Below are 8403 nucleotides of genomic sequence, written 5' to 3' on the forward strand. Positions count from 1 at the left end.
CAAGCTCTCCGGCGGCGTCGCCGTTATCAAGGTTGGTGCTGCTACCGAGACCGAGCTCAAGGAGATCAAGCATCGCGTCGAGGACGCCCTGCAGGCCACTCGCGCTGCAGTTGAGGAGGGCATTGTCGCCGGCGGCGGCGTCGCCTTCATGGACGCTCTGCCCGCGCTGAACAACATCGAGGTCTCCGACCCCGAGGAACAGATCGGTATCGACATCATCAAGAAGGCCCTGACCGCTCCTGTCGCCACCATCGCCAAGAACGCCGGCTACGAGGGCGCCGTCATTGTCGACAAGGTCTCCGAGCTGCCCGCTGGCGAGGGTCTCAACTCCGCTAACGGCGAGTGGGGCAACATGATCGAGATGGGCGTCCTTGACCCCGTCAAGGTCACCCGCACCACCCTGCAGAACGCCGCTTCCGTGGCNNGATCCTCATCACCGAGGCCACCGTTACCGATGTTCCCAAGAACACCCAGCTTGAGGACGCTATCGCGGCTGCTACCGCTGGCGCCCAGGGTGGCGGCATGTACTAATCTGCCGGCGCACGCTGACTTTTAAGGCCCCAGAGGGTTCCCTAAAGCGCTTGCTTTGGGAGTGCCCTCCGGGGCCTTTTTGCGTTTGGACTAGGTGTCGCTGAGCGGGTGCGTGGATGTTGCGCGGGCGATCCTCGTCCAAAGGCGCAAGGCCAAGTTGGTAGATGCAAGCGCGCTGAAGCAAGCGGGCTAAAGTCGGAAAATCATGAATGGAAATGTCGGAAAATCTATAACGAAACTATCGGAAAATCTATAATGGCGGACAAACATGCAGCTAGATTGGGTGTTCAGGGCACCGGGCACAGGATGTAACGTTATCTGAGAGGCGGCGGTAACTATGGGCGCTGCGTTCTGGTTACCGTTGAGTAGTTTGAGAAGAACTCAGGGCGCTCATGTGTTTCGGTGTACTCGAGCATGAGGCCTTCGGTATCGAAGGTATGGCTTCGCATGACGCCTACGGCGTTGAAGCCGTCTAGGTCGATATTGTCCCGATCTGCCTGGGTGGCCGCTTCCACGGTGATGATGCGCCTGCTTGTGGCGATGCCCAGCCCAAGCTCTCCCTCTAGGTACTTGTAGATGCCGCTTTCGACAAGTTCTGGCGTGAGGCCGGATGCAATTGATTCTGGAATATAGCTTTCATCGGTCGATACCACTCGATCGTCCGCGCGACGGGCGCGCAGCGCCCTCACGAGCTTGGTGTCGACGGGAAAACCCGTAAGCCTTGCCAGGTCCTCGTCTGCGGTTACGCGGTCCAGCGCAAGGCAGCAGGTGCTGGCGGTAAAGCCCAGGCGTGCCGCCATCTCCGCAAATGTCTCAAGACCATCGTAGCCGCGTGACACATCGAGAGAGGGGTCGCGGATTACGCGCACGCCCTTGCCCTGCTGCGATTGCACGTAGCCGTCTGCGGCAAGCTGTGCCAGCGCGCGGCGCACCGAGCTGCGCGAGCAGGAATACGAGGCGGTGAGTTCGTTTTCAGAGGGGAGAAACGCACCGTAGGCGATATCTCCGGCTTCGATGCGCTTTTTTAGGTCTAGGTAGATTTCCTGGTAGACGGACTTGGCCATGGTTCCTCGATCGAATGGTTTTGAAGCAGTTTGATTAATACAACGTATATACCAACTTGTACGAATATGCTAGCCCCTCGCGTCGTACGGATTAGATTGCCATGAGCGGCGGCGTAAAAAACGCTCACGGTTCAATTTCTACCGCTCACGAGAACTCGTCCTATGCTCGTTGACTTGTTCGTACAAGTATCTGATTATGTAGTCACTCACTTGTACGAACAAGTATGACCGCATGGCGCCGGCGGTGTTCGAAGGGTGGGGGCGGTAACTCCGCATTAGAGGGGAAATATGAGGGGAAAGGAATTCCCTGCCATGATGCAGAAGATTCAGAAGTTTGGAGGTGCGATGTTCACCCCGGTCATGCTGTTCGCGTTTGCGGGCGTTGTGATCGGATTCGGCACGCTCTTCACCACCGAGGTCATCTTTGGACCTCTCGCTGCACCGGGAACAATGTGGTACGGCGTTTGGAATGTTATCCTTCAGGGCGGCTGGACCGTCTTTAACCAGCTGCCGTTGCTGTTCGCGGTATCGTTGCCTATTGGTCTTGCGAACAAGCAGAACGCGCGCTGCTGCATGGAAGCGCTTGTGGGCTACCTCACCTTCCAGTATTTTGTGAGCACCATGCTTTCGCAGTGGGGCGGCTTCTTTGGCGTCGACTTCGCCGCGGAGGTTGGCGGCACGTCCGGCTTGGCCATGATCGCCTCCATCAAGACGCTCGACATGGGTATGATCGGCGCCCTGGCGGTTTCCGGCATCATCATCGCCATCCACAACAAGTTCTACGAGGTTGAACTTCCCGAGTGGCTGGGCGTGTTCGCGGGCTCCACGTTTGTCTACATCATCACCTTCTTTGTCATGTTGCCCGTAGCGTTTGTCGCCTGCCTTGGATGGCCCCATGTTCAGGACGGCATCCGCGCCTTCCAGGGCTTTGTCGCCACCACCGGCACGCTGGGCGTAGGCGTGTTCGCCTTCCTTGAGCGCGCACTTATTCCGTTTGGCTTGCATCACCTTATGTACAGCCCGTTCTACTACGACAACGCCGTTGTCGACGGCGGCATCTACACCGCCTTCGCTACCGCGCTGCCCCAGATCGCCGCTTCCACCGACTCCCTCAAAGAGCTCGCTCCCTACGCGGCCTTCACCTGCTCTACCTGGTCCAAGATCTTTGGTTGCCCGGGAATCGCTCTCGCCTTCTACGTCACGGCCAAGCCCGAGAAGAAGAAGGAGCTGCTGTCGCTGCTCATTCCCATCACCCTGACGGCGGTCTTCTGCGGCGTGACAGAGCCCATCGAGTTTACCTTCCTGTTCATCGCGCCCCCGCTCTTCATCGTCCACTGCGTGCTTGCCGCTCTGCTCGCCATGGCTATCAACATGGTTGGTTGCGTGGGCGTGTTCGCCGGCGGCATTATCGAGATCAGCTCGTTGAACTTCATCCCGCTTATGGCTAACCACTGGCAGCAGTACGCCATGGCCCTGGTCGTCGGCCTTGTGTTCACCGTTATCTGGTTTGTTGTCTTCCGTTTCCTCATCATCAAGTTCGACTTCAAGACCCCTGGTCGCGAGGACGATGACGAGCAGGTCAAGTTCCGCAGCAAGGCCGAGTACCGTGCTGCCAAGAACGGAGAGCTCGCTTCCGGCGCGATGGACGACGTGGACGAGTCCGACCCCTACGCCGTGATGGCCGCAGCGGTCCTGGAGCTTTTGGGCGGCGCCGACAACATTGTCGACGTGACCAACTGCGTGACCCGTCTGCGCGTCAACGTAAAGGACGAGACCCTGGTTGCCGACGACCCCGATTTCAAGAGCATCGGCACCAGCGGCATCGCCAAGAACGGCAAGGGCATGCAGGTGATCATCGGTCTCAAGGTGCCCAAGGTCCGCGATTGCTTCGAGGCCCTGCTCTAAGGATTTACCCTGCGACAGCGCACCGGCATCTGCTCGGTATTTGGTATCAATCGGGCGCCGCACATGGCCGCGGCGGCGCCCCTTCAAAAACTTGCGGCCGGATCCAGGAGGGATCAACCATGGCTAAGTCCAGCTACGCAGTAACCATCGCCGGCGGCGGTTCCACCTTCACCCCTGGCATCGCCCTCATGCTGCTCAAAGAGCACGACCGCTTCCCTGTGGACAAGGTCATCTTCTATGACAACGACGCCGAGCGCCAGGAGATTGTTGCCAAGGCCTGCGAGATCTACTTCAAGGAGAACGCACCGGAGCTCGATTTCTCCTATACCACCGACCCCGAGGAGGCCTTTACCGGCATCGACTTCGTCCTCGCACACATCCGCGTGGGTAAGTACGCCATGCGCGAGCTGGACGAGAAGATTCCGCTGAAGTACGGCTGCGTTGGCCAGGAGACCTGCGGCGCGGGCGGCATCGCCTACGGCATGCGCTCCATCGGCGGCGTCATCGAGATCCTCGACTACATGGAGAAGTACAGCCCCGACGCCTGGATGCTCAACTACTCCAACCCGGCGGCCATCGTGGCCGAGGCCTGCCGCGTGCTGCGCCCCAACTCCAAGATCATCAACATCTGCGACATGCCCATCGACCTCATGGACAAGATGGCCGTCATGTGCGGGCTTGAGGACCACCGCGACCTGCAATACAGCTACTACGGCCTGAACCACTACGGCTGGTTCACCAAGATCTTCGACAAGCAGGGCAACGACCTCATGCCCCAGATCAAGGAGCACATGGCCAAGAACGGTTACCTTGACGGCATCAGCCATGAGGAGGGACAGGAGCAGCATATCGACGAGTCCTGGATCCACACCTTCGGCAAGGCCAAGGACGTTTACGCGCTCGACCCCGAGACCATCCCCAACACCTACCTTAAGTACTACACCTTCCCGGATTACGTGGTCGAGACCTCTAATCCGGATTACACTCGTGCCAACGAGGTCATGGACGGCCGCGAGAAGAAGGTCTTCGGTGCCTGCCGTAAAGTGATCGAGAGCGGTACCGCCGAGGGCGCCGGCTTTGAGGCGGACGCCCACGCCACCTACATCGTCGACCTGGCGTGCGCCCTGGCCGAGAACACCGGAGAGCGCTTCCTGCTCATCGTCCCCAACGATGGCGCCGTCTCCAACTTCGACGAGACCGCTATGGTCGAGGTTCCTTGCATCGTGGGCTCCAACGGTTACGAGAAGATCTGCCAGGGCAAGGTTCCCCAGTGGCAGAAGGGCATGCTCGAGCAGCAGGTCTCCGTTGAGAAGCTGGTTGTCCAGGCGTGGGTTGAGGGCAGCTACCAGAAGCTGTGGCAGGCACTGTCGCTTTCTGCCACCGTCCCGTCCGCTAAGGTTGCAAAGCAGATCCTGGATGACCTTATCGAGGCCAACAAGGATTACTGGCCCGAGCTCAAGTAATCAAGCCGTTGCTACCGCGGTGACGCTATGGCATTGCGGAAACATCTTTAAGGCGCGCCGCCACATACAGGGGGAAAGGTGGCGCGCCGTGTGCGACTGAACGCGAAAGGCGGAAAGTATCGTGGCAAAGAGAACTAAATCCCAGATCGCGGCAGCGGGCACCAAGCTTGACCCCGTGCGTGCCGCGGTTGCGGATGCCGGGGGGATCGCAGTGGGGGAGTGCTCCTGCAAGGGCACCTGCGATTGGTATCTTGCACCGTTGGACCAGGAAAACCTGTCGCGCCGTGAACAGCTGACTGCGCGGATCTTCACCACGGTCCAGGTTGTGCTGTGTTTGGTTTTGGTCGCTACGGTGGTTTCGCTTTCTATGGCGGGCACGGGTCTTTCCGTCGACGGCTTGCAAGATGCGTTTGCCTCTAACCCGGCCGTGGCGGTGAGTTTCTTGAGTGCCTGCATGCAGCCGTTTATTGCCTATTTGGTGCGATTTGTCCACAGCCATTACGCGGCGGGGGACGCGGGCTACGCGGCGGCGAATCTCATTGTTCTACTCTGCGCGGAGATGATGCTGCAGAGCATGGTGGGCATTGTGGCTATGGCGATCTTGCTGTGGCGCGTGTGGCATCGCGGCGCCCAGGCAATGGAGGGCTGGCGCCGTGGACGCGGTGTCGCCGGCGTTCTTGTTGACGTGTCCGGTGCGCTGGTGGTGCTGGTTGTTGCAGGTATCTGCCTGTTTGCGAGCGCGCAACTGGGCTAGACACGGTAGCGGTTGGATTGGGGCTGGCGACCCCTATTGGGTGCTGTGCGAGCCGAAATGCTTGGTATGCACCGAATAGCCGGGCTAGTGGGTGACCGTTAGCCCGGCTAATTGCGTTTGATACCTGTTGCCTGGGGAGGCGCTGCGGCGATATGGAGCGCTTGAGCTTTGTGAAACGCGACCGCCGGCGCCGTGAAGCTGGTATCGCAGCCGGTTTTCGTCCAAACGCAGTCAAGAGAATCCATGCCTTCACGCTACGCTGACATCGCTCTGAGCAAGAGTGCTCTACACTAGTACTTTGCTGCGCGCAATCGCCGCGCGCTGCCAATACGCTATTAGCACATGCTCAGGGGAGGGCCGCGCCATGGCGCAGAATCACGACCTGTTTGACGACCTTATCGATATCAGCAAGGGACTGGGCGCCCTTAAGGACCCGTTGGGCGGGGTGACCGATGCGCTGATGGGCGCCGCTTCGCCCGATGCGCCGCATTGGAACCCGGCAGACTACAAGGAGCGCCCGCGCGCCAACACCATCCCGTGCATGGTGTGCAAGTACGACAAGAGCTCGTGCACCAAGTGCCTGGACGCCTGCCCGGTCGAGGCGATCGATATCGAGGACGGCGGCATCGAGATCATGGATACTTGCCGCAAGTGCGGCCTGTGCGCCGCGGCATGCCCCACGGAGTCGTTTGTGTCGCCGCGCATCCAGCCCAAGAAGCTCTACGACGCCATCGCCGCCGCGGCTGCGGCGCACGAGACCGCCTACGTTACCTGCACGCGTGCGCTGCGCCGCCTGCCTCGCGAGAACGAGGTGGTGCTTGCGTGCGTGGGCGACGTTACGCCCGAGGTGTGGTTCTCCGTGCTGGCGGACTATCCCAACGTGAGCGTGTACCTGCCGCTGGACATCTGTACCAACTGCCGCAACACCACCGGCGAGGAAATGCTGGGAGAGGCCATCGCCACGGCCGAGGAGTGGAGCGGCGTTGGCATGGGCCTTGAGGTCGAGGCGAAGGACCTCAAGTGCACCAAGCGCCGCGAGTACGAGCGCAAGGAGTTTATGGACAACATCATGCGCTCCACCGGCCTGGCGGTCTCCAAGCTCAACCCGGCCACGGCCGCCCTGGCATCGGTGAGCCAGCGTCTGAAGGCGCATTCGCAGCAGATCACCAACCTGGAGCGCACCCTCAACAAGGCGTGCGGAACCAACACGCAGAAGCGCCGCCGCATCCTTATGCAAAAGAACCAGCTGCTGCTCTCCACGCTGCAGGCGCATCCGGAGCTTGCCGAGAACGTGCACGTGACGCGCCCGGAGTGCGACTTCTCCAAGTGCACCATGTGCGGGGAGTGCGTGGCGATGTGCCCCACCTACGCGTGCGACCTCAAGGGCGCCGGTCGCTTTACCTTGGAATCCACCTATTGCGTGGGCTGCGGCCTGTGCGCGGAGGTGTGCCCCGATCACGCCATCACGATGGTGGAGACGGATGCCGCCGAGCTCATCGTCCCGGACCCCGAGGAGGAAAAGCGCGCTGCCGAGGCGGAGAAGGCTAGGCAGGAGGCGATCAAGGCCAAGGAGGAGGCAAAGAAGAAGCTTTCCGCCGCGCTGGATAAGGTGGAGAAGCTTGCCGATTAAGGCGCGCACCTTGCCGCCGGCCTCTTTCCGTTATGTTCCGTTATGTTCCGGCTTGTTCCGACTCGCTCTAGTAGCCGCGCCGGATGCAAGCTGCATAAAAAAGCACAAGCGTGCGGTACAATAATCTGTTGACTATCAAGCGCGCCGCGACATGGGTGAGAATCTGGTCGCGGCGCGGCTTTTACGTTGCAAGGAGTATTCATGGCACTTTCTATCGGCATCGTGGGCCTGCCCAACGTTGGCAAGTCGACGCTTTTCACCGCCCTCACCAAGAAGGGCGGCCTTGCCGCTAACTATCCGTTCGCCACCATCGACCCCAACGTCGGTATCGTCGACGTACCGGACGCGCGCCTGCAGAAGTTGGCGGACATCGTCCACCCGGGTCGCATCGTCCCCGCGACCGTCGAGTTCGTCGACATCGCTGGCCTGGTCAAGGGTGCCGCTGCGGAGGGTGCTGGCCTGGGCAACCAGTTCTTGGCCAACATTCGCGAGTGCGACGCCATCTGCGAGGTCGTCCGCTACTTCAAGGACCCGGACGTCATGCGCGAGGTCAACCATACCGGCGATTTTGTCGACCCGGCGAGCGATGCCGAGACCATCATGACCGAGCTTATCTTGGCGGACATCCAGACCCTCGAGAAGCAGCTGCCCAAGCTGGAGAAGGAGGCTAAGCGCGACAAGGCCCTCGTCCCTAAGCTCGAGATCGCCAAACGCCTGGTCGACTGGCTCAACGAGGGCAACCGCGCCGCCGCCCTGGATATGACGGACGAGGAGCGCGCTGCTGCCAAGGGCCTGTTCCTCCTCACCATGAAGCCCATGCTCTACGTCGCCAACGTGGACGAGGACGAGTTGACCTCTGAGTTCGAACCCATCGACGGCGTCACGCCCATTCCCATTTGCGCCAAGGTTGAGGCCGAGCTCTCCGAGTTGGAGCCCGATGAAGCCGCCGAATACCTGGCCGATCTGGGCCTTGAGCATTCCGGCCTCGAGACGCTGGCCCAGGCCGCCTACAAGCTGCTTGGCCTGCAGAGCTTCTTTACGGCTGGCGAGATGGAG

General features: G+C 60.6%; 6 protein-coding genes and 1 pseudogene. 6 read left to right on the plus strand and 1 reads right to left on the minus strand.

The genetic code is table 11. The features are described 5' to 3' along the window. Positions 1-531: pseudogene (locus B3H65_RS04325) on the plus strand (TCP-1/cpn60 chaperonin family protein); the annotation flags it as partial. 335 nt (positions 532-866) lie between these two features. On the opposite strand, the gene B3H65_RS04330 reads toward B3H65_RS04325, so the two are convergent. Continuing rightward, on the minus strand, positions 867-1595 hold the full coding sequence (locus tag B3H65_RS04330; protein WP_286684267.1) for a GntR family transcriptional regulator: 729 nt from the start codon (positions 1593-1595) through the stop codon (positions 867-869). Positions 1596-1907: 312 nt separating this feature from the next. Here B3H65_RS04330 and B3H65_RS04335 point away from each other — a divergent pair, with 312 nt between their 5' ends. The 5 genes from B3H65_RS04335 to ychF form a co-directional block, all read left to right on the plus strand. Further along, positions 1908-3500 (plus strand): alpha-glucoside-specific PTS transporter subunit IIBC, encoded by a 1593-nt coding sequence (locus tag B3H65_RS04335; RefSeq protein ID WP_286684268.1) that lies wholly within the window; start codon positions 1908-1910, stop codon positions 3498-3500. A 119-nt stretch (positions 3501-3619) separates the two neighbouring features. Next, positions 3620-4963 carry a 6-phospho-alpha-glucosidase gene (locus B3H65_RS04340; RefSeq protein WP_286684269.1) on the plus strand — a complete coding sequence of 448 codons (1344 nt, stop codon included), beginning with the start codon at positions 3620-3622 and terminating at the stop codon, positions 4961-4963. A gap of 121 nt (positions 4964-5084) precedes the next feature. After that, complete coding sequence (locus tag B3H65_RS04345; RefSeq protein WP_286684270.1) at positions 5085-5717, plus strand: hypothetical protein; 633 nt, start codon at positions 5085-5087, stop codon at positions 5715-5717. A 364-nt stretch (positions 5718-6081) separates the two neighbouring features. Next, on the plus strand, positions 6082-7347 hold the full coding sequence (locus B3H65_RS04350; RefSeq protein WP_286684271.1) for a 4Fe-4S binding protein: 1266 nt from the start codon (positions 6082-6084) through the stop codon (positions 7345-7347). A gap of 201 nt (positions 7348-7548) precedes the next feature. After that, the coding region (gene ychF / locus B3H65_RS04355; RefSeq protein WP_286684272.1) for a redox-regulated ATPase YchF at positions 7549-8403 on the plus strand (855 nt) is incomplete at its 3' end.

The sequence above is a fragment of the Collinsella sp. UBA1693 genome, from assembly GCF_002320115.1.
In the GTDB taxonomy this organism is placed as follows: domain Bacteria; phylum Actinomycetota; class Coriobacteriia; order Coriobacteriales; family Coriobacteriaceae; genus Collinsella; species Collinsella tanakaei.